Genomic DNA, 21,440 nt, shown 5'->3' on the forward strand with positions numbered 1-21,440 from the left:
GCCTGTGTTGTGGTAATGCGACGCGGAAAGCTAGTGAAATAATTCTCGTTTAATAATGTTTTTATTGATGTCTATCATTGTTTTTTTATGTCATTAAGTGATAATGCAAATAACTCTCATTGACGTTTGGCTTCACTCTGATGTTCACTCCTGTTTGCAAATTCCTTATTTATGCAGTTATCGGCTGGTTAAGCCTGTCGTTTGCTTGGGCGGCGGACGATTATCAAACCTGGATTAACGATATTCAGGCACGTCTAGACACCACTGCGCATCTGTACCAGCAGCAGAAAAAGGATGAGGCGCGGCGTGAAGTGCAGATGGCCTATTTCGAGGTGTTTGAAAACCTGGAAGGGCCTATTCGCATCAATATTTCGGCACAAAAAAGTTATCAGATGGAAAATGCGTTTGGTGACATTCGCCAAATGATCAGCGACGGCAAACCGTTGTCTGAGGTGCAAGACAACATCAGCACCTTGAAGCAGGATTTGGCCAGTGTCTTACCGCTGCTGACCGACGGCCATACCTTAGTGGCCAGCGCGCAAAATGCGGTGGTGGGTAATGAACAGATTGCCCTGTACTGGCAACAAAAATTTAAAATCATCGACAATCTGCTGGCCACCGCGTTGACTCAGTACCAGTCAGAGCAGTACGCCGCCGCGAGCCAAAGCGTGCAGCAGGCTTATTTCCAGGGTTTTAAAAATTCTGAAATGGAAATGTCGGTACGCAATAACCGCTCCTCAAAGCAGGCGGCGGCCATCAATCAGCAGTTTAGCGCTCTGGTGACGCTGACGACGCAGCCCAACCAAATAAATGCCGTGGCCTATGCCGATACCCTTCTGCTGCAGGATATTGAAGATCTGTTGCCGGGGCTACCCACCACCCGTCCCGAACAGCCGGTATCAGCGGCTGCCATCGCCAATGCATCCGTGGGAGTTGCCGCTAGCGGCCCAGATGCCAATTGGCGGCAGGTCAGCGGCGATCTGAATAACGCCATCGCCGCCGCCATCGGCCAATACCAAGCCGGCCAAACCAAGGACGGCATGATGGCCATTCAAGATGCCTATTTCGATCACTTCGAAGGCAGCGGCATGGAAAATAAGGTCGGCTCGCGTGACGTGGCGTTCAAAACCACGCTGGAGGGCTATTTCACCCGGCTGGTCAGCCTGATGAAAGCCGGTGCGCCGGTCGCCCAGATACAACAGCAGGCCGACGCGCTGAGTCAGGATCTGTCCAATGCGGTGGAGATGTTGGGGCAGGGTGGTGAAAGTCGCTGGACGCTGCTGGTTTACAGCCTACTGATAATCGTGCGGGAGGGTATGGAAGCCCTATTAATCGTCGCTGCGATCGTTGCTTACCTGGTCAAGAATAAGCATCAGGATAAGCTGCCGGTGATTCGCCAATCGGTTTGGATCGCGTTGTTGGCCAGTATGGTCACGGCAGCACTGTTCCAATGGCTGTTCGCCAACTCCGGCGCCAACCGTGAGTTGCTTGAAGGCGCGACCATGATGATTGCGGTGGTGACGCTGTTTTGCATGAGCTACTGGCTGCTGTCCAAGGTTGAAGCACGGCAGTGGAAGGCCTATCTGGAAGGTAAACTGACGCTATCGCTCACCAGTGGGTCGCTGGCGGGGTTGTGGTTCACCAGCTTTCTGGCGGTGTATCGCGAAGGTGCCGAGACCGTATTGTTTTATGCCGCTCTGGTGGGGGATGCCAGCGACATGGCCGGGCATCTGGCGATTCTGGCCGGGTTTCTGATCGGCTGCGTGATCCTGTTACTGGCCTATATCCTGATGCGTTATACGGTGGTGAAACTACCGCTCAAGCCGTTTTTTATGTTCACCGGTGGTTTTATGTACTTGATGGCGTTTGTGTTTGCCGGTAGCGGGGTGTTGGAGCTGATCGAGGGTAAATTGTTTGAACCCACCTTATTAAAGGGCGTCCCGCAAATCAGTTGGCTGGGTATCTACCCGTATGTTGAAACCTTGATTCCACAACTTATGTTAATAGTGGCCGCTTTTTTTGCCCTATGGGTTATGCGCCGGCGCTCCATTGCCGTATTGCCACACCAAGACACACTATAAGAACGCTCTATACCCATAGCTTTTGACTTTTAATGACTGAGGATGATGTTGATGAAGATAAATAACCCACTATGGGTCGCGGTGGTTGCCGCCGGCACCTTGAGCGCGCCTGCCGCTTTCGCCACGGAACATCCGGCTGGCGAAGCCATTACCATGAACGGCATGCAAATTGCTGCTGTGTATCTGGAGCCAATTGAGATGGAACCGCGTGGCATGGGCTTGCCCCCCGCTAAGGCGGATGTGCACTTGGAGACTGATATTCACGCGGTACAAGGTAATAAAAACGGTTTCGGTGCCGGTGAATGGATGCCTTATTTGACCATCAGCTACAGTTTGGTGAATACCGATACCGGTGATAAACAAGACGGCACTTTTATGGCGATGGTCGCCAACGACGGCCCGCATTACGGTCAGAATGTAAAAATGATGGGTGTGGGTAACTATAAAGTCACTTTCCATATTGAGCCGCCACCCAAAGCCGGTATGTATCGTCATACCGATACGCAAACCGGTGTTGGCCCATGGTGGAAACCTTTTGATGTGACCTACAATTTTAAATACGTCGGTCTGAAATAGTCACGCCACGCCACGGTTGCCAGACAATGGTGGCGGTTCTTTTGGGAATCGCGGTGGTTGAGCAGACCACCGCATGATAATGATTTAGCGGTTCTGAGTAGGCGTCATGAATTATTTTTTTGTTACCGCATTACAGGCTTTCCTGCCGGTGGTTTTGCTCTGCGGGTTGCTCTGGGTACGACGTCCAGCACCCTCCGTGCGTGCGCTGATTTGGGTTAACCTGTTTGCCTTGACGATCGGTACCCTGGCCGGGATCTCTTTGCCCACCGCTCAGCCGGTACAATTGACGCTGACGCTGCTGCAACTGCTGGCGTTACTCCTGTTTTTATTAAGCCAATACTCAGCCTCTCGCCGCATGGGCTACTGTTGGCAAGCTTTGCTGGTTGCCGGTGCGGCAATGCAGTGGAGTAAGGATCCCAATTTAAGTGCATTGACGCCTGCCGGCGTGATTAATACCGAGCTGTTGCTGAATCTCAGCGCCGTGGTCCTGGCGGTGGTGATAATCGCACTAAGCGCGGTGCTGACGGCAATGCTAGTCCGGCGTTTGGCCCGGTGGCGCTGGCCGCTGTTACTGGTCTTGGTTACCGTGCTGTTATTGCCGTTGTGCGGCCAGGCGCTGCTGCTGCTAATGAAACTGGACGTGCTGGGTTTGACCAAGACACGGCTGAGTTTTGTCGCCCAAGTGACCAACCATGCCCCATGGCTGAATTATCTTAGTGTGTTGGCATTAGGCGCCCTGTTGGCCGGATTTGTCCGGCCGCTGCTGGCGCTGCGTGCCGACTATCGCCGGCTAAACACACCAATCCCCAGGCGCCAGGCCATCGCCCGCTATCGGGACGCCCGCCGCACCGCACTCACGCTGTCAGGTGTGATGCTGGTGGTGCTGGCTGGTCAGCTGTATTGGGATTTGGTGGCGTCGCAACCGCCACGCCTGTCCGAGGCAGTACCCGTCACCATCGCCAGTGACGGGCTGGTGCATATTCCGCTCGAGCAGGTACGTGACGGTAAGCTGCACCGCTTTGTGTGGGTGGCGGACGACGGTAAGGCGGTGCGTTTTCTGGTGATCAACCGTTACCCGGATCGTCTGCGGCTCGGGGTGGTATTTGATGCATGCCTGCTGTGCGGCGACCAGGGATATATTATGGAAGGTAATCAGGTGGTTTGCGTGGCCTGTGGCGTGCATATTTTCATTCCCTCCATCGGCAAAGCTGGCGGCTGTAACCCTATTCCCATTGATGACTGGCGCCTCGACGACCACGAACTGACGATTGGCAAACCGGCGCTGGTGGCAGGGGTTAATTATTTTACCACTGTGATCACCTTGTCGGTGACCGACCCGGTGGACGCTAGCAAGCTGACCAACACCAAGGCCGAATACAAGTACAGTTACGGCGGCAAAATGTATTTTTTTGCCAGCGAGGCCAATTATAACCGCTTCCGCGCCAAGCCGACGCAGTTCGTCCCCGCTGCGGCCGGGAATACTACCGAGGGTGAGTAGCTTATGATGTGGCGCATGTTATTGCAGTCGTGGCGTAAAAATCTTCGGCGCAAATTCCTGGCGGTGTTGACGGTATTCCTGGCCGCCGGGCTGATTTCCGCCCTGTTGGCGGTGTCCATCGATATCGGTGACAAGATGGCGCACGAACTGAAATCCTACGGCGCCAATATCTTGATTGAGCCGGCGGGTCAGGCGGTGCTGCCGGCATTGTTCGGCAATCGTAGTGCGCCCCTGTCAGGTCAGGATCTGATCGATGAGTCCGAACTGCCTAATATCAAGGATATTTTTTGGCGCAATAATATTATTGGTTTTGCGCCGCTGCTCAGTGGTGAGGTCCGAGTGCAAGGAAAATCGATACCGGTATTAGGGACTTTTTTCTCTCAACCAGTCAATGTGCCTGACGAAACAGATTTTCATACCGGTCAACGCATTATCAGTCCTTACTGGCAGGTCACCGGCCGATATCCTAATGAACCCTGGGTTCAGGGGCAGACCGCTGATGTCTTGATCGGCCGGCAACTGGCCCAGCGTAGCGGCTGGAAAACCGGAGATACGCTGACGTTGCAAGGATCTCATGCTCAGCAGAGCGTGGTGATAAGCGGGGTATTGGCCAGCGGCGGCGATGAAGAAAATCGGCTGATCATGCCGTTGGCGCTGGTGCAGCAATTGTTGGGCCTGCCGGGCAAGGTACAGGCGGTAAGGGTATCGGCCCTGACGGTGCCGGAAAACGATCTCTCACGCCGCGCGCGCGATAACCTCGACGGTCTGTCGGCTGCTGACTATGACCGTTGGTATTGTACGGCGTTTGTTTCATCCATTGCCCACCAATTGGAAGAAGCCATTTCCGGTTCGGCGGTACACCCCATTTGGCAGGTGGCGGCCTCTGAAGGGGTGGTTATCGAAAAGATCCAACTGCTGTTGGCGGTGGTGACCCTGGCGGCACTGGCGGCATCGGCCATGGGCATTGCGTCGCTGATGACCAGCACGATTATGGAACGCTCGCGTGAGATTGGGTTGATGAAGGCGCTTGGCGCGCATCAGTGGCAGATTATGCTGTTGTTTTATCTTGAAGCGGTGTTAAGCGGCGCGCTGGGCGGTATGCTCGGCTGCGTGGCCGGCTGGGGATTGGCCAAGGCCATAGGTCTGATGCTGTTTGGTACCCCGCTGAGTTTTGCCTGGGTGGTGGTGCCTAGCGTGTTGGTGGTGTCCATGTTGATCGCCGTTATTGGTACCTGGTTCCCGGCCCGTCGCATCGCCAAACTTTATCCGGTAGAGGTGCTGTATGGCAATTAACCGTGCCGCAGCGGTGTCCTTCGCCAAGGGCAAGGGAGTTAAACGCCAGGGCAGTGGACTGGATAACATGTTTTGGCTACTGGTGGTCAGAGCGCTGCGTCTGAGAATGCAGCGGGTGGCGGTGGTGTTTGCTGCGCTGACGGTCGGTGCGGCTATCGTTACTGCGATGGCGTCGGTCTATTTTGACATTAACGCCAAAATGAGCCAGGAGTTGCGTACCTTTGGTGCCAATTTTTATATTGGTCCCGGCCATGACAACACCCTGGCACTGGCTACGCTGCAGCCGATCATTGACGGTGCGCCAGCCGGGCTGATCAATGCCGGCAGCCCTTATCTGTACGGCATGGCGCGCACCGAATTGGCCAAGGTGGTATTGATGGGGGTTTGGTTTGATTCCCTCCCGCGTCTGGTGCCCTACTGGCAGGTGACTGGCGATTGGATCGGCGTCAATTTTGACGATCGCCATGCGATGATCGGCGTTAAATTGGCCGCGAATTTGCACGTTAAACTCGGCGACCGGGTGGTATTGGTCGAAGGTCAACAGCGTCATAGCCTGCAGATCAAAGGGATAGTTGAAGCCGGTGATGCTACCGATAATATGCTGATCGTGACATTGGATCTGGCGCAGCAATGGTTGCATCAGCCTGGTGCGATCAGCGACGCCATGTTCAGTGTCAACAACGATCTGGGCCAAGTAGATGCGTTCGCCCATCGAGTGCAGCAGCGCTATCCGGATCTGGATGTGCGGCCAATCCTTAAGATCTCGGCATCTGAAGGGCAGGTATTGGATAAAATCAAAGGCTTGATGGGACTGGTGTCGGTGGTCATTCTGATCCTCTCGTCCTTATGCGTGAATACCACGCTAATGGCCATCGTGGGTGAACGTTCGCGGGAGTTTGCTCTGCAAAAGGCGCTCGGTGCCAGTGCTCGCGATATTAGCCTACAAATGCTGGCGGAAACCGGCATTATCGCCCTGGCTGCGGTGATCTGCGGCAGCCTGATCGGCTTTATATTGGCGCAGATATTGGGTCATGCGGTGTTTAACGCCGCCATTGCCCTGCGCGCCCAGGTTTTTCCGCTGACACTGGTGTTGTCTTTGCTGGTGGCGGCGGCCGCGGCCATTGTGCCGGTACGGCGTGCTTTGCATGTCGAACCGGCGCTGGTCCTGAAAGGAGAATAAGTTATGGCTTTACCCATTGACGGCATGCCAACGCTGCCCGCGACGGAATATGTGATCGAAACACGCGGTTTGTTTAAACGGTTCGGTAAAGTCACTGCTCTGGACGATATCAATATTCGCATCCGGCGCGGAGAGTTCGTGGCATTTATGGGGGCATCCGGTTCAGGTAAAACCACGCTGATGAATATTCTGACCTGTCTGGATACTGCCAGCGACGGTCAGGTGTTGCTCGACGGCGTCGATGCTGCTGCGCTGGACGACGAAGGGCGACGGGTTTTTCGCGCGCAGAAAATCGGCCTGGTATTCCAGCAATTTCATTTAATTCCGTTCCTGAGCGCGCTGGAAAATGTCATGTTGGCACAGCACTACCATAGTGTGGTGGATGAGCCAGCAGCGCGGGCGGTGCTCGACCGGGTGGGGCTCGGTGAGCGCGTTGGCCATCTGCCCAGCCAGCTTTCGGGTGGAGAACAACAGCGGGTCTGTATCGCCAGAGCGCTGGTGAATGAGCCACCGGTGGTGTTTGCCGATGAGCCGACCGGCAATCTGGACGAGGAAAATGAACAGCGAGTGCTTGAATTATTGACCGATCTGCACCGCCAGGGGCGTACCATTGTCATGGTGACCCATAACCCGGAGTTAGGCCGGTTTGCCGATCGCATTATCCGCTTGCAGCATGGTAAATTTTTAGCTGAGGAGACCCTTCATCATGAACTGGCGCCACAGGGTTAAGACTATCGGCCTATTGATCATGCTCACCGGGCTGTTGGGGTGTAAAGAGCAGCGAGTCGCCATTGGTGCCCCGGCCCCGGCACTGGCCGCGTTCGATCTTAACGGTCAGCCTGCCGGGCTGGAAAAATGGCACGGCAAAGCGGTTTATTTAACTTTTTGGTCAGCAGACTGCGGCGGATGCGCGGCAGATATGCGCACCTTACAACAACTGAGCGATACTTATGGCGACCGCCTGGTGGTGGTGGCGGTGAATACCGATCCGCAACAGACGGATCTCACCCGGTTTATCAGCGGATTGCATATTCGCTACCCGGTGGTTCGTGACCAAATGGGGATCACTAAAGAACGTTATGCCGTCATCGGGACACCGACCTCTTACCTGCTTAATCCACAAGGTCAAGTACTGGAAATTCATCAGGGACTGCGTGGTGAAACGGCCTTGGCCGCCATGTTCAAACACGCACAGCAGGATAAATCATGAAAAAACTATTGTTGGGTGCCCTGTTATACGGGGTCTGCTGGCCGCTGCTGGCAGCCTCTGATGGTGCACAAAAGTATGCTCAAAGTTGTGCAGACTGCCATGGACGCAAGGCCGACCGTATGGCTTTTGGTAAAGCGCCGCCATTGATATCGTTAAGCCGGGAACAGTTGGTCTCTGCCCTGACCGACCGCCGGGATGGGACCATACCCACCCGCGGCACCTCACAGCGTGTTAAACAGGGACTGAGTGATGAGGATATTCAAGGATTGGCGGATTATATTCGTTCGCTCGCTCCGGTGCCTGCCGGCGACGCTGCACAGTAGTGAGTTGATTTTGAGAATGATCTGGACGTATTTTTTCACCCTAGGCGCCAAATTCTGACTATAGTTAGGATGACGCAATTCATCAGAACACGGAGAAAAATATGGTAAACCAGACTGATCCCACTCAACCGGATGAAACTCATGTAGATGATGACGTGCAGTTGCTATCCGAAACGCTTGCAGAAGTGCTGGCCTATTCCGGAGATAAGGCGGATCAAAAGTATGTCGAGCTAAAAACCCGCGCTCAGATTGCACTGGACGAGGTTAAAAGCCGTATTAGCAATGCCTCCGATAACTACTATTACCGCGCCAAACAGGCGGTGTACCGTGCCGATGATTATGTCCAGGAAAACCCATGGCATGGGGTGGGTATCGGCGCCTCGGTGGGGCTGGTGCTGGGGTTGTTGTTGGCACGTCGTTAATCTGTTTTAAGCTGGATTGCCATGACCGGCCGATAACCCTGCGGCGTGCTATGTTGCCCGTGTCGGTTTGGTCATGGTTGCTTGCCGGTGATCCTATCAATGCGCCTACTCATCAACCTGATAATGTCGGCTTTTATAATACTTAGTTCAGCTATCCTTTCGTTTTTGTCGCCTTCAACCGTATAATCCCCCTTATTATTTAGGTTATGGGAGCAGGGGCGTGATGCTGTCGTTACTCAAAACATCGCTGCAACAGCATATAGATGCGGGTATTCCCGCCGATCCCGGTGTTTATCAAATTACCATTTCTTGGTCACCCGGCGCCCATGTGCCGATGCTCGACTGGTTAAATTCATCCACCCTTTACCCACAGTTTTATTGGCAAGATCGCCAGGGTGCACAGGAAACGGCGGCTTGTGGCCAATTGGTGAGTTTCTCTCGGCTCACTCAGGCCGAGGCGTTTTTAGCCGAATACGCCGCGACGCCCTCGTTGCGGTTGTGGGGGCTTAACGCGTTTGGCCGTGGCGACGGCGAGCCGGAAAGTTATCTGTTCCTGCCCAGGCTTATCTGGCAGCGAGAACGACAAAATCATGTGCTCATCCTGAATTTGGCCAGCCGAGTATCATTAAATGCCGATGCGCGGGAATTTTTAGCCACGCTTGAACATCTGGCGCCGACGAGTGCGTTGCGGCCCTGGTCCGCGCGACTGCTTGACGCCATTCATCAACCCACCAAGCGCCATTGGCAGCAGTTGGTTTCCCAGGCGCTGAAGACATTAGGCCAAGGGGAGTTGACTAAAGTGGTGTTAGCCCGACGCACCCGACTGGTGTTTGACGGTGAGTTGAGCCCGGCAGCGCTGATGGCCGCCAGTCGTCGGGTCAATCACGACGCTTACCATTTTATGTTGGCCTGGTCGCCGACGCGGGCTTTTTTAGGCTCCACCCCAGAGCGACTCTACCGGCGGCGTCATGACTGTCTGGACACTGAAGCGCTGGCTGGCACGGTGGCCAGTTATAGCCCGAATGCCACGCCGGACCAGTTGGCCGACTGGTTGATGAATGATGATAAAAACCAACGTGAAAACCTGTTGGTGGTGGACGATATTTGCCAGCGCCTGCGGCCAGCGGCGCTGTCATTGGATGTGATGCCGCCGGAAATCGTCCGACTGCGCACCGTACAGCATTTGCGGCGTAGCATTCAAGCGCGGTTAACCTGCGCCAGCGATGCCCGCTGCCTGTCCATGTTGCAACCAACTGCCGCAGTGGCGGGGTTGCCGCGTGGCGTGGCGCGGGAATTCATTGCCCGCCATGAACCCTTTGATCGGCAGTGGTATGCCGGCTCAGCAGGTTATTTGTCCACCGGCCAGGCGGAATTCTGCGTATCGTTACGCTGTGCCCTGTTGGAACAACGGGAGTTATGGTTGTATGCCGGTGCCGGCATTGTTGACGGCTCTGATGCCGATCAGGAGTGGCGGGAGGTGGATAATAAGGCCGCCAGCATGAGAACCCTGTTTGTCAATGGCGACGGGAATCACGATGAAGTCGCTTAATCCGGGGTCATATCAAAACCCCGCCGGCTGAACAAAATATAATGCAGCCTTAGCAACGTCTGGCTCTCTAACCACGGGTACGTCATTATCATGCTTTCAACGCAGTTTAATCGTAGTTGGGCAAAAGTGCTGATAGAAACCTTGACCCGACACGGGGTACGTCATATCTGCATTGCGCCCGGCTCGCGCTCCACACCGTTAACCTTGGCCGCATCAATGCACCCTGCATTGATTTGCCATACCCATTTCGATGAACGGGGACTGGGGCACCTGGCTTTGGGGTTGGCCAAGGCATCGCGTCAGCCGGTAGCGGTGATCGTCACCTCAGGCACGGCAGCGGCTAATCTTTATCCCGCCATTATCGAGGCGAGTTTGACCGGCGAAAAATTGATTATGCTGACCGCCGATCGGCCACCTGAATTGATTGACTGTGGCGCCAACCAGGCTATTCGACAGCCGGGCATGTTTAGCGACTTTGCTGGGCAGCGCCTTGACTTACCGCGCCCGACTCCAGATATCCCGGCGCGTTGGCTGGTTTGTGCCCTGGATCAGGTGTTGTCCACGGCGCATCACGGCGCGGCACATGTTAATTGCCCATTTGCCGAGCCGTTATATGGTCAGGATGAAGCGATCTCGGATGAATGGTCGCTGGCCCTGGGTGACTGGTGGGACAGTGAACAACCTTGGCTGACCATGGCATGGGACGACGCGCACGCAGGTGCCCTGACCACGCAAGCGGATTGGGGCCAATGGCGCCAACGCAAAGGTGTGATTATTGCCGGGCGAATTCCGGTGGAGCAGGGCGCGCGGCTGGCGGCCTGGGCCGAGCAGCTCGGTTGGCCGCTGATCGGCGACGTATTGTCACAAACTGGTCAGCCGCTGCCGTTTGCCGACGTATGGCTGGCTCATCCCGGGGCGCAACGCCTATTGCAGCAAGCTGAGCTGGTGATCCAGTTTGGCGGCAGTCTGACCGGCAAACGGCTATTACAATGGCTGGAGCAATGCCGGCCGCAGGCGTTTTGGCTGGTTGACCCGTTGCCCGGCAGGCTTGATCCCGCTCATCACCAAGGGCGGCGGATAGTTGCACCGATAAGCCCTTGGCTTGAGCGGCATCCTGCAATAAGGCAAGTCCCCTGGGCCGCAGGATTGACTGAGTCTGTCGCGTTGGCACGCCGGCATATTGCGCTGAAATTGGCCGACCATTTGGGCGAGGCCCAGGTGGCCCACCGGCTGAATGAACTGCTGCCGCCGGAGGGCCGGGTATTTATCGGCAATAGCCTGACCGTTAGGCTGGTGGATGCATTAGTGCAACTGCCGGTGGGTTACCCGGTCTACGGCAATCGAGGTGCCAGCGGAATTGACGGCCTGCTGTCCACTGCCGCCGGGGTGCTGAGGGCGGAAAATAAACCGCTGTTGGTGGTGGTGGGTGATCTGTCGGCGCTCTACGATCTTAATGCTTTGGCTCTATTTCGCCATAGCATCGTCCCGGTGGTCATTGTGGTGATAAATAATGAGGGTGGGCAAATTTTCTCCTTATTACCCACTGCGGAGTCGGTGCGCGAACGTTTTTACGTCATGCCGCAACAGGTGGAATTTCGTCATGCAGCGGCGCTGTTTGGTCTGCATTACCGGCAGCCGCGCGACATGGCAGCGCTGAGCGCATGTATCAACCAGGTTTGGCGTCAAACCGCCGCCGGAGCCGCCACCCTGGTGGAACTTAATGTCGACCCCCATGAAGGGGCTGAAGTTTTTCGCCAGTTGGTTGCGGGGATGGCTGAGTTATGACGTTGAAAACAGCAACATGGGCAGCAAATGTTAAACCGGGTGGCGATGCATCTCGCCCTTGTCTGGTCTGGTTGCACGGTCTGCTTGGCAGCGGCGACGACTGGTCGTCGGTACTGCCGTGGTTCGCGGACTGGCCGCAGGTGACTCTGGATTTGCCGGGACATGGCGACTCAACCAGCACCGAGGTAAGGAATTTTGAACAGGCATCCCAAGGGTTGTCCCGCACGCTTGCTGCGCTGAAGATCCAGCGTTATGTACTGATTGGTTATTCCCTCGGTGGCCGCATTGCGCTATACCATGCCTGCCGCGATCGCGCTACCGGACTATGCGGACTGTTTGTCGAGGGCGCGCATACTGGGCTGGCCGATCGGGCGGAGCGTGAGTTGCGCCTGGAGCATGATTTGGCTTGGGCACGCTGCTTTAGCCAGCATTCGATGGCCAGCGTGTTGGCCCAGTGGTATCGCCAACCGGTTTTTAGTGATTTAACCGCCTCTCAGCGCTGGCAACTGTGTGTCCGGCGCGGCAATAATAATGGGGTCGCCGTCGCCGCTATGCTGTCGGCCACCTCACTGGCACGACAGCCCGATTTATTGCCTGAATTGCAAAACCTGGACGTACCCTTTGGTTATTTGTGCGGCGAACGGGACCAGAAATTCTCCGCCCTGGCCCAACAGGGGCGGTTGCCGATTTCCCTGGTGCCCGGGACGGGGCATAATGCTCACCAAGGCAACCCCACCGCTTTCGCTGAATTGTTACTTTCCCAACTGGCACCGCTTATTAAAGGAACCCATGATGCTTAAAACTAGCGAAGAAACCTGGTACGCGCCTACCGATTGGCGCGACTGCAGCGGTGATTTTGTAGATATTCATTACCATAAGTCTGCCGATGGCATCGCTAAAATCACCATTAATCGTCCGCAGGTACGTAATGCTTTTCGTCCGTTGACGGTCAAAGAGATGATCCTGGCATTGTCTGACGCGCGTTATGATGACGGTATCGGCGTCGTTATCCTGACCGGTGCCGGCGATCTGGCCTTTTGTTCCGGCGGCGACCAAAAAGTGCGCGGCGATTACGGCGGTTATAAAGACGACAGTGGCGTGCATCATCTGAATGTTCTGGATTTTCAACGGCAAATCCGTACCTGTCCGAAACCGGTGGTGGCGATGGTGGCCGGCTATGCTATTGGCGGCGGCCACGTGCTGCATATGATGTGTGATCTTACTCTGGCGGCGGACAATGCTATTTTCGGCCAGACCGGGCCAAAAGTCGGTTCGTTTGACGGTGGCTGGGGTGCAGCCTACATGGCGCGCATTGTTGGCCAGAAAAAAGCCCGTGAAATCTGGTTTCTTTGCCGGCAATACGATGCGCAGCAGGCGCTGGATATGGGGCTGGTCAATACGGTGGTCCCCCTGGCTTCCCTAGAACGGGAAACGGTGCGCTGGTGTCGAGAAATGTTGCAAAACAGCCCCATGGCGCTGCGTTGTCTCAAAGCTGCGTTGAACGCCGATTGTGACGGCCAGGCCGGATTGCAAGAGCTGGCGGGCAACGCCACCATGTTGTTTTATATGACCGAAGAAGGCCAAGAGGGCCGCAACGCCTTTGTCGAAAAACGCCAGCCGGATTTCAGTAAATTTAAACGGAACCCCTGATGCGCAGCGCGACGCTTTATGGTTATAGTGTGCCTATGGATGCCGGGGTGGTGTTACGCAATCCACTGTTGAACAGCCGCGATGGCCTGGTGGCGGTTTTGCAACACAACGGACGGATCGGCATGGGCGAAATCGCGCCGCTGCCGGGTTTTAGCCTAGAGACGCTTGCTGAGGCAAAAGCGGCTTCGTGCGGCATGCTTGACGCGTGGGTGACCCGTGAGCCGGTCGATCGCGCTGCTAACCAAGCCCCCCTGATGGGGTTAACCGACGGCAACGCCACGCCGCCGTCGGTAGCCTTTGGCATCAGTTGCGCACTGGCTGAGTTGGCAGGGCAATTGCCCGAGATGAACACCTGGTTAACCGTGCCGTTATGCACCCGCGATCCCGATATGTTGTTGCCAATACTGCTGGGCCAGCCCGGTAAAAAACAGGCTAAAATGAAAGTCGGCATGCATGACGTCATCCACGATAGTCAGGTGGTTAACCGGTTGCTCGCGGCAGTGCCGGATTTGTATTTACGGCTGGACGCCAATCGCCGCTGGACGCCGGACAAGGCTGCCTATTTTGCCCAGCACCTCGACCCGTCGGTGATCCGGCGCATTGACTTTATCGAGGAGCCTTGCGTTACCCCGGATCAATCGCTGGCCTTTGCCCAGAATACCGGTATCCCTATCGCCTGGGATGAAAGCGCCCGTGAGCCGGGTTTTCAACTTGTTGCTCAGCCGGGCGTCGCGGCGCTGGTCATCAAACCTTCGCTGACCGGCAGCCTGTGTTTGTGCCGTTCCCTGATTTTGCAGGCGCAGCGGGCCGGGCTGTCGGCGGTCATCAGTTCAGCTATAGAATCAAGCCTGGGTCTGAGTCAACTATCACGCCTGGCCGGTTGGCTGACGCCGCGGGTGTTGCCCGGACTGGATACATTATCCCTGATGGGGTCCCAGCTTATCCGGCCCTGGCCGGGGAGCCGGCTACCGTTAATCACCTTGGATCAACTCGCACCGATCGCTACGTTTTCCTAACGGGCGCAGCCATTGCGGTGGGTAACCATAAAGAATACGCAATTATGATAACTTTTGACACCTGGCCTTGGCAGCATTGGGCCCAGTTGACACCCCATAGCATTGCTCTGCGGGCACGCGGTGCCGATATGAGCTGGCGTACCCTGACGGCCCGTATCGACGCCCTTGCCGCCGCTTGGCGGCACGTGGGCGTTACAGTGAGCAGCGGCGTGGCGTTACGTGGCAAAAATCAGCTGGAACTGTTGCTGGCCTATCTGGCGGCGCTGCAATGCGGCGCGCGGGTGCTGTCTATTAACCCACAGTTGCCTGCAGAGGCGATGGCCCAACGTCTCGCCACGCTGAATATAGACTTTGGCTGGTGCGCCGAAGGTTTGCCCTGGGGGGCGGGAATCGTGGCGCTTAATCTGACCGAACTGCCGCCCGGTGGTTCCCTCACCCCTGCCTGGCAGGTGAATCGGCTGGCGACGCTTACGCTGACGTCGGGATCCACAGGCCAACCTAAGGCGGCTGCCCACACGTTTGCCGCCCACCTGGCCAGTGCGCAAGGGGTGATCGAGTTGATGGATTTTCAGCATCGCCATAGTTGGCTGCTCTCATTGCCGCTGTTCCACGTCTCAGGGCAAGGTATCGTCTGGCGCTGGCTGGCGAGCGGAGCCACCATCGGGCTGGCGCAGGAGCTGCCATTGGAACAGGCCCTGGCGGGTTATACCCATGCATCGCTGGTGCCGACCCAACTATGGCGGCTGCTGCGCGGCGACACGACCGGGTTGAGTTTGCGTGACGTACTGCTTGGCGGCGCGACCATTCCAACCGATCTGACCCAACAGGCACAAGCGCTTGGGGTGCGTTGTTGGTCCGGCTATGGATTGACGGAGTTTGCCTCCACCGTGTGCGGCAAGCGTGCTGATTTATCCCCCGGCGTGGGCACACCGCTGCGCGGCCGGGAGGTTCGGTTGGTGGATAATGAGGTCTGGCTACGGGGCAGCAGCATGGCCTCGGGCTATTGGCAACAGGGACGCTTGATACCATTGACTGACGATGCCGGGTGGTTTCATACCCGCGACGGTGGCCGCTTTGTGGACGGTGAACTGCATATCACCGGCCGGCTGGACAACCTGTTTTTTTGCGGCGGCGAAGCGGTTCAGCCGGAAGACGTCGAACGCGCTCTGGCGGCGCATCCGGCCGTACGCCAATCCTTTGTGGTACCGGTGGACGATGCAGAGTTCGGCCAACGGCCAGTGGCGATCGTCGACGCAGATACCCCACTTAGCGAGCTGCGCGCATGGCTGGAACCGTTGTTGTCGCCCTGGCAGCGCCCGGTAGCGTTTTTCTCTTTGCAACAAGCGTTAGCAGCAGACAATATGGCGTCTGGGCAACCGATTGCTCCCAGCGACGGCAGCATTAAAATCCCCCGTAACCGGCTCAGAGAATGGGTTGCGGCGCAATTACCATTAAATCATTAAAGAAAGGTTGTGTTTGTTGGGCCGGCTTTCTAAAGTGGCGGTATAAAGATCATAGGAGAGAAGCATGCTTAGGGTAGAAATGCTGTGCACCGGCGACGAAGTTCTGCATGGACAGATTATCGATACCAATGCGGCCTGGCTGGCGAATTATTTGTTTGAGCAAGGGTTGCCCATGAGCGCACGCATGACGGTGGGAGATAATTTATCCGCGCTGGTGGCGGCATTAACTGAGAGAAGCCTGCGTGCGGATATTATGATTGTTAACGGTGGCCTTGGCCCTACCAGCGACGATCTCAGCGCGTTGGCTGCCGCCACCGCTGCCGGTGAGGAATTGGTGGAACACCCGGAATGGTTGGCAAAAATCGAAGCCTTTTTTGCCGAACGAGGCCGGGTCATGGCACCCAGCAATCGCAAACAGGCGTTAATCCCGGCCAATGCTGAAATGATCGACAACCCGGTCGGCACAGCCTGCGGTTTCGCGCTGAAACTTAACCGCTGCCTGATGTTTTTTACCCCTGGGGTGCCGTCGGAATTCAAAGTAATGGTCGCGCAGCAAATCGTGCCGCGCCTGCGCGATCGTTTTGATCTGCCCGATCCGCCGATATGCCTGCGTCTGACGACGTTCGGTCGCGCGGAAAGCGAGCTGGCCAGCCAACTCGATAGTCTGGTGCTGCCAGAAGAGGTGGTGTTGGGTTATCGCTCTTCCATGCCGATTATTGAATTAAAACTCACCGGTCCGGCACATGAGCGGGAAACGATGGAACTCGCCTGGCAACAGGTGCGTGAGGTGGCGGGGGAAAGCGCCATTTATGAAGGAACCGATGATCTGCCGACCCAACTGGCACAGCGACTCCGCCAGCGCCTGTTCAACGTGGCCATTGGCGAGATCTTTACCGCCGGTATGCTGACTTGGCAGTGCCAAAGTGCGGGTATGCCTGTAGTGGGTGGCGAATGGTTAACCGATGATGACAGTACGGCAGCTGTGACCGGTGGCGCTACTGCCGTGCCGGCCAATCGTGCAGACCAAACGTTGTGTGATCTGGCGCAACAGGCAGCCGCACTGGCTGCCCGTCAAGGGGCATCTTTGGCGCTGGTGGTGGGCGGTTTGGCGCACGATACGGTGAGTTTGGCGCTGCATACGCCGGAGCGCGATTATGCCCAAACCGTCACCTTTGCTGTGAGTATCCAACGGCATGGCCTGAAAACCCGGCAGGAAGTGGTCGCGCTGATGGCATTGAATATGTTGCGTCGCTGGTTAAACGGATGGCCGGTGTATGCGGAACACGGCTGGATACGTATTGCCGCCACATTGGCGTAATCAAGCAATAATAGCCATCGGGCCTGGCGGGCAATCGGCCGCCGTGCTGATGGCGACCTGTTTGTCATTCTAATAATAACCGCAAACTTGCCCCGACCCATGCTGAGTCGAGCCGACATTTTGTCCCGGCTATAACGCCAATTCGATATTGCCCTTCGGCAAGCAACAGCAGGGCAGGATCTCGCCAGGTTTGATAAACGCCAGCGGCGTCTGCCGGTAGGTAACCTGACCGCTAAGCAAACGCAAACGACAGGCACCGCAATAGCCTGAGCGGCACTGTGATTCTACTGCCACCTGGTGGGCTTCCAGTGCCTCCAGCAGCGAGAGGCAACCCTCACCACAGGCGAGTTGCGTTCCCAGAAAATGCAGGCTGACGATAGGCTGTTCCATCGTCTAGAGCTGAAAGTCGCTAAGGTCGTCGGCGTTGACCTCGGAGTCGATTTGACCGACCAGATAGGAACTGACCTCAACCTCCTGCGGTGCCACCTGAACGTTATCGGACACCAGCCAGGTATTGATCCAGGGAATCGGATTGGAACGGGTAGCAAAGGGCAGGTCCAGGCCGACCGCCTGCATGCGGATATTGGTAATATAATCCACATACTGGCAGAGTATTTCTCGGTTTAAGCCGATCATTGAACCATCACGAAACAGATAGCTGGCCCACTCTTTTTCCTGCTGCGCCGCCAGCACAAATAAATCATAACACTCCTGCTGGCACTCCTTGGCAATCTCCGCCATTTCCGGATCATCCTCACCGGAACGCAGCAGATTGAGCATATGCTGGGTGCCGGTAAGATGCAGTGCTTCGTCGCGAGCGATCAGCCGGATAATCTTGGCATTGCCTTCCATCAGCTCACGTTCAGCAAAGGCGAATGAGCAGGCAAAACTGACATAAAAGCGGACGGCTTCTAACGCGTTGACGCTCATCAGACACAAATACAGTTTTTTCTTCAGTTCGTGCAAATTAACCACCACTTCGCGCCCATCCACTTGATGGGTGCCGACCCCCAGCAGATGATAATAGCTGGTCAGTTCGATAAGCTGGTCATAATACCCAGCGATATCTTTAGCGCGTTTTAGTATCTCTTCATTGGTGACGATGTCGTCGAACACCAATGAAGGGTCGTTAACAATGTTGCGAATAATATGCGTATAAGAGCGGGAATGGATGGTTTCCGAAAAAGCCCATGTTTCCACCCAGGTTTCCAACTCGGGGATGGAGATCAACGGCAATAGTGCAACGTTGGGGCTGCGTCCCTGTATTGAATCCAACAGCGTCTGATATTTGAGATTGCTGAGGAAAATATGCTTCTCATGCTCCGGCAGCGCCTGGAAATCGATGCGATCTCGCGCCACGTCTACTTCTTCCGGTCGCCAGAAAAAGGACAGTTGTTTTTCGATCAGCTTTTCAAAAATATCGTATTTTTGCTGGTCAAAACGCGCCACGTTTACGCACTGACCGAAAAACATCGGCTCAAGTAACTGGTTATTTTTGTTTTGTGAAAATGTGGTGTAGGCCATGGTCTCTCCCGTTAGCCACGGGCGGCATCAGCGCCGCCCGTGGCCAGCATTAAATTTTACAGGCGCCGCTTTCGCAATCATCCACGTCAACTGAGGCCAGCATGTCTTCTTGCGCATCTTCGGCACCGTCACGGGTATTTTGGTAATACAACGTCTTAACACCGAATTTATAGGCGGTCAGCAGATCTTTGAGCAGTTGTTTCATCGGGACTTTGCCCGCGGGAAAACGTGCCGGGTCGTAATTAGTATTGGATGAAATAGACTGATCGACAAATTTTTGCATCACCCCTACCAAATGCAGATAGCCGTCATTGTTAGGCATTTCCCACAATAGCTCGTAGGCATCCTTCAACCGATTCGACTCCGGCACCACTTGACGCAGGATACCGTCTTTTGACTGTTTGATACTCACGTATCCGCGCGGCGGTTCGATACCGTTGGTGGCATTGGAAATCTGCGATGAAGTTTCTGAGGGCATCAGTGCCGACAGCGTTGAATTACGCAGCCCGTGACGTTTAATCTCGCCGCGCAGGGTTTCCCAATCGTAGTGCAAGGGTTCAGAGCAAATGGCGTCCAAATCCTTCTTATAGGTATCGATGGGCAAAATACCTTGGGAGTAGGTGGTTTCTTTGAACCATGGGCAAGCACCGCGTTCTTGAGCCAGCTCGTTGGATGCTTTCAGCAAATAATATTGGATGGCCTCAAAGGTTCGGTGCGTCAGGTTGTTGGCGCTACCGTCGGAGTAACGTACGCCGTTTTTCGCCAAATAATACGCATAGTTGATAACGCCAACGCCCAGCGTGCGACGGCCCATGGCGCCACGTTGCGCGGCCGGAATCGGATAATCTTGATAATCCAGCAGGGCATCGAGAGCCCGGACCGCCAAAATCGCCAGTTCTTGCAAATCATCCAGGCTGTCGAGCGCGCCAAGGTTAAATGCCGACAAGGTACAAAGGGCAATTTCACCGTTTTCATCGTTGACGTCATCCAACGGTTTGGTCGGCAGTGCGATTTCCAGGCACAGATTGGATTGCCGAATAGGCGCAATCGCCGCGTCGAACGGACTATGGGTATTACAATGATCCACATGCTGAATGTAGATCCGCCCGGTAGATGCGCGCTCCTGCATCATCAGCGAGAACAACTCTACCGCTTTGATGCGGGTTTTACGAATACTGTCGTCCGCTTCATATTGGGTGTACAACCGTTCGAACAGCACCTGATCGGCGAAAAAAGCGTCATACAGGCCCGGAACATCGGACGGGCTGAATAAGGTGATATCCTCACCCTTAACCAGGCGCTGGTACATCAGCTTATTGATTTGCACGCCGTAATCCATATGCCGGACACGGTTGCCTTCAACCCCGCGGTTGTTTTTTAATACCAGCAGACTTTCCACTTCCAAATGCCACATCGGATAGAACAGCGTGGCTGCACCGCCGCGCACGCCGCCTTGGGAACAGGACTTCACTGCAGTTTGAAAATGTTTATAAAACGGAACACAGCCGGTGTGAAACGCCTCGCCACCCCGAATCGGGCTGCCCAGCGCCCGAATACGACCGGCATTGATGCCGATGCCGGCACGCTGAGAGACATACTTCACAATGGCGCTGGAGGTCGCGTTAATGGAATCCAGACTGTCGCCACATTCGATCAACACACAGGAGCTGAACTGACGTGTTGGGGTCCGCACGCCCGACATGATCGGCGTCGGCAGTGATATTTTAAACGTGGAAATGGCATCATAGAAACGACGGACATAGTCCAGGCGGGTCTCGCGTGGGTAGCCGGAGAACAAACAGGCCGCCACCAGCATATACAAAAACTGCGCGCTTTCGTAAATTTGGCCGCTCACCCGGTTTTGCACCAGGTATTTACCTTCGAGCTGTTTAACCGCGGCATAAGAGAAATTCATATCGCGCCAATGATCGAGAAAACCGTCCATTTGGGCAAATTCCTCGGCGCTGTAATCTTCCAGCAAATGCTGATCATATTTGCCCATCTCAACCAGGCGCACCACGTGATCGTACAGCGCCGGCGGCTCAAACTGACCGTAGGCCTTTTTGCGCAGATGAAAAATCGCCAAGCGCGCGGCCAGGTATTGATAATCCGGCGCATCGCGCGAAATCAAATCAGCCGCCGCCTTGATAATGGTCTCATGGATATCGGCAGTTTTGATGCCGTCATAGAACTGAATATGGGAACGTAGTGCTACCTGTGAGACCGATACATTTTCCAATCCTTCCGCCGCCCAATCAATCACCCGATGAATCTTGTCGAGATTGATTTTTTCTTTGGTACCGTCGCGTTTTGTTACGAGCAGACTCTGGTTCATGAGACTTTTTACCTGTCTGAGTGATCCCCAAGATTATGCAGTTGCATAAGCAAAAGTAGTGTCCCGTGTGGTACTGAAACACTATATGTAGGGGTTTATACGTTAATTTGATAACAAGATAGTGACAAAACGCGCTTATTGCAAGGGACGAAAACGTCTCTATTTGTGGATAACATGGGGGTGAAATGTTAACGGATTCTGTAAAGTGCTATTCCAC

The 21,440-nt window shown here is 55.3% G+C and carries 19 protein-coding genes; 16 read left to right on the plus strand and 3 right to left on the minus strand.

Annotated features, from left to right (window positions below):
* Positions 1-140: 140 nt before the first annotated feature.
* From SJI19_RS01115 to SJI19_RS01190, 16 genes are all read left to right on the plus strand, one after another.
* The gene (locus SJI19_RS01115; protein WP_323476403.1) at positions 141-2,081 is read left to right on the plus strand and encodes an FTR1 family protein; all 1,941 of its coding nucleotides are present in this window, start codon (positions 141-143) and stop codon (positions 2,079-2,081) included.
* Positions 2,082-2,132: 51 nt separating this feature from the next.
* Complete coding sequence (locus tag SJI19_RS01120; RefSeq protein ID WP_323476404.1) at positions 2,133-2,657, plus strand: iron transporter; 525 nt, start codon at positions 2,133-2,135, stop codon at positions 2,655-2,657.
* A gap of 106 nt (positions 2,658-2,763) precedes the next feature.
* Positions 2,764-4,155 (plus strand): Fe-S-containing protein, encoded by a 1,392-nt coding sequence (locus tag SJI19_RS01125; protein WP_323476405.1) that lies wholly within the window; start codon positions 2,764-2,766, stop codon positions 4,153-4,155.
* Between the two features lie 3 nt (positions 4,156-4,158).
* Positions 4,159-5,448, plus strand: a complete 1,290-nt coding sequence (locus SJI19_RS01130; RefSeq protein ID WP_323476406.1) for an ABC transporter permease — start codon at positions 4,159-4,161, stop codon at positions 5,446-5,448.
* Between the two features lie 67 nt (positions 5,449-5,515).
* A complete protein-coding gene (locus SJI19_RS01135) occupies positions 5,516-6,628 on the plus strand; it encodes an ABC transporter permease (RefSeq protein ID WP_323476566.1) in 1,113 nt (370 codons plus the stop codon).
* Positions 6,629-6,631: 3 nt separating this feature from the next.
* A complete protein-coding gene (locus SJI19_RS01140) occupies positions 6,632-7,357 on the plus strand; it encodes an ABC transporter ATP-binding protein (protein ID WP_323476407.1) in 726 nt (241 codons plus the stop codon).
* Positions 7,335-7,838: a TlpA disulfide reductase family protein gene (locus tag SJI19_RS01145; RefSeq protein WP_323476408.1), complete on the plus strand. Its 504-nt coding sequence runs from the start codon at positions 7,335-7,337 to the stop codon at positions 7,836-7,838. The genes SJI19_RS01140 and SJI19_RS01145 overlap by 23 nt, the downstream gene beginning before the upstream one ends.
* Positions 7,835-8,161, plus strand: coding sequence for a c-type cytochrome (locus SJI19_RS01150; protein WP_323476409.1), 327 nt, complete (start codon positions 7,835-7,837; stop codon positions 8,159-8,161). Before SJI19_RS01145 ends, SJI19_RS01150 begins: the two co-directional genes overlap by 4 nt.
* A gap of 101 nt (positions 8,162-8,262) precedes the next feature.
* Positions 8,263-8,583 (plus strand): stress response protein ElaB, encoded by a 321-nt coding sequence (gene elaB, locus SJI19_RS01155; protein ID WP_323476410.1) that lies wholly within the window; start codon positions 8,263-8,265, stop codon positions 8,581-8,583.
* Between the two features lie 223 nt (positions 8,584-8,806).
* On the plus strand, positions 8,807-10,132 hold the full coding sequence (gene menF, locus SJI19_RS01160; protein ID WP_323476567.1) for an isochorismate synthase MenF: 1,326 nt from the start codon (positions 8,807-8,809) through the stop codon (positions 10,130-10,132).
* A 90-nt stretch (positions 10,133-10,222) separates the two neighbouring features.
* The gene (gene menD / locus SJI19_RS01165; RefSeq protein WP_323476411.1) at positions 10,223-11,917 is read left to right on the plus strand and encodes a 2-succinyl-5-enolpyruvyl-6-hydroxy-3-cyclohexene-1-carboxylic-acid synthase; all 1,695 of its coding nucleotides are present in this window, start codon (positions 10,223-10,225) and stop codon (positions 11,915-11,917) included.
* On the plus strand, positions 11,914-12,717 hold the full coding sequence (gene menH, locus SJI19_RS01170; protein WP_323476412.1) for a 2-succinyl-6-hydroxy-2,4-cyclohexadiene-1-carboxylate synthase: 804 nt from the start codon (positions 11,914-11,916) through the stop codon (positions 12,715-12,717). The genes menD and menH overlap by 4 nt, the downstream gene beginning before the upstream one ends.
* A complete protein-coding gene (gene menB / locus SJI19_RS01175; RefSeq protein WP_323476568.1) occupies positions 12,710-13,567 on the plus strand; it encodes a 1,4-dihydroxy-2-naphthoyl-CoA synthase in 858 nt (285 codons plus the stop codon). Before menH ends, menB begins: the two co-directional genes overlap by 8 nt.
* Complete coding sequence (gene menC / locus SJI19_RS01180) at positions 13,567-14,583, plus strand: o-succinylbenzoate synthase (protein WP_323476413.1); 1,017 nt, start codon at positions 13,567-13,569, stop codon at positions 14,581-14,583. Before menB ends, menC begins: the two co-directional genes overlap by 1 nt.
* A gap of 44 nt (positions 14,584-14,627) precedes the next feature.
* A complete protein-coding gene (gene menE / locus SJI19_RS01185; protein ID WP_323476414.1) occupies positions 14,628-16,046 on the plus strand; it encodes an o-succinylbenzoate--CoA ligase in 1,419 nt (472 codons plus the stop codon).
* A gap of 64 nt (positions 16,047-16,110) precedes the next feature.
* The gene (locus tag SJI19_RS01190) at positions 16,111-17,364 is read left to right on the plus strand and encodes a nicotinamide mononucleotide deamidase-related protein YfaY (RefSeq protein WP_323476415.1); all 1,254 of its coding nucleotides are present in this window, start codon (positions 16,111-16,113) and stop codon (positions 17,362-17,364) included.
* 129 nt (positions 17,365-17,493) lie between these two features.
* On the opposite strand, the gene yfaE is transcribed toward SJI19_RS01190, so the two are convergent.
* Genes yfaE through nrdA form a run of 3 tightly spaced genes read right to left on the minus strand, consistent with a single transcriptional unit; the run spans position 17,494 to position 21,223 of the window.
* A complete protein-coding gene (gene yfaE / locus SJI19_RS01195) occupies positions 17,494-17,754 on the minus strand; it encodes a class I ribonucleotide reductase maintenance protein YfaE (RefSeq protein ID WP_323476416.1) in 261 nt (86 codons plus the stop codon).
* Between the two features lie 3 nt (positions 17,755-17,757).
* The gene (gene nrdB, locus SJI19_RS01200; protein WP_323476417.1) at positions 17,758-18,888 is read right to left on the minus strand and encodes a class Ia ribonucleoside-diphosphate reductase subunit beta; all 1,131 of its coding nucleotides are present in this window, start codon (positions 18,886-18,888) and stop codon (positions 17,758-17,760) included.
* Positions 18,889-18,937: 49 nt separating this feature from the next.
* Positions 18,938-21,223 (minus strand): class 1a ribonucleoside-diphosphate reductase subunit alpha, encoded by a 2,286-nt coding sequence (nrdA, locus tag SJI19_RS01205; RefSeq protein ID WP_323476418.1) that lies wholly within the window; start codon positions 21,221-21,223, stop codon positions 18,938-18,940.
* Positions 21,224-21,440 lie beyond the last annotated feature (217 nt).

The organism is Acerihabitans sp. TG2, assembly GCF_035013185.1.
Lineage (GTDB): Bacteria > Pseudomonadota > Gammaproteobacteria > Enterobacterales > Enterobacteriaceae > Acerihabitans.

Coding starts and splice junctions, on each gene's coding strand:
- menH (WP_323476412.1), top strand. CDS start 11,914: ATGACGTTGAAAACAGCAACATGGGCAGCAAATGTTAAACCGGGTGGC.
- SJI19_RS01125 (WP_323476405.1), top strand. CDS start 2,764: ATGAATTATTTTTTTGTTACCGCATTACAGGCTTTCCTGCCGGTGGTT.
- SJI19_RS01130 (WP_323476406.1), top strand. CDS start 4,159: ATGATGTGGCGCATGTTATTGCAGTCGTGGCGTAAAAATCTTCGGCGC.
- nrdB (WP_323476417.1), bottom strand. CDS start 18,888: ATGGCCTACACCACATTTTCACAAAACAAAAATAACCAGTTACTTGAG.
- menB (WP_323476568.1), top strand. CDS start 12,710: ATGCTTAAAACTAGCGAAGAAACCTGGTACGCGCCTACCGATTGGCGC.
- nrdA (WP_323476418.1), bottom strand. CDS start 21,223: ATGAACCAGAGTCTGCTCGTAACAAAACGCGACGGTACCAAAGAAAAA.
- menC (WP_323476413.1), top strand. CDS start 13,567: ATGCGCAGCGCGACGCTTTATGGTTATAGTGTGCCTATGGATGCCGGG.
- menD (WP_323476411.1), top strand. CDS start 10,223: ATGCTTTCAACGCAGTTTAATCGTAGTTGGGCAAAAGTGCTGATAGAA.
- elaB (WP_323476410.1), top strand. CDS start 8,263: ATGGTAAACCAGACTGATCCCACTCAACCGGATGAAACTCATGTAGAT.
- menE (WP_323476414.1), top strand. CDS start 14,628: ATGATAACTTTTGACACCTGGCCTTGGCAGCATTGGGCCCAGTTGACA.
- menF (WP_323476567.1), top strand. CDS start 8,807: ATGCTGTCGTTACTCAAAACATCGCTGCAACAGCATATAGATGCGGGT.
- SJI19_RS01190 (WP_323476415.1), top strand. CDS start 16,111: ATGCTTAGGGTAGAAATGCTGTGCACCGGCGACGAAGTTCTGCATGGA.
- SJI19_RS01135 (WP_323476566.1), top strand. CDS start 5,516: ATGTTTTGGCTACTGGTGGTCAGAGCGCTGCGTCTGAGAATGCAGCGG.
- yfaE (WP_323476416.1), bottom strand. CDS start 17,754: ATGGAACAGCCTATCGTCAGCCTGCATTTTCTGGGAACGCAACTCGCC.
- SJI19_RS01145 (WP_323476408.1), top strand. CDS start 7,335: ATGAACTGGCGCCACAGGGTTAAGACTATCGGCCTATTGATCATGCTC.
- SJI19_RS01140 (WP_323476407.1), top strand. CDS start 6,632: ATGGCTTTACCCATTGACGGCATGCCAACGCTGCCCGCGACGGAATAT.
- SJI19_RS01120 (WP_323476404.1), top strand. CDS start 2,133: ATGAAGATAAATAACCCACTATGGGTCGCGGTGGTTGCCGCCGGCACC.
- SJI19_RS01150 (WP_323476409.1), top strand. CDS start 7,835: ATGAAAAAACTATTGTTGGGTGCCCTGTTATACGGGGTCTGCTGGCCG.
- SJI19_RS01115 (WP_323476403.1), top strand. CDS start 141: ATGTTCACTCCTGTTTGCAAATTCCTTATTTATGCAGTTATCGGCTGG.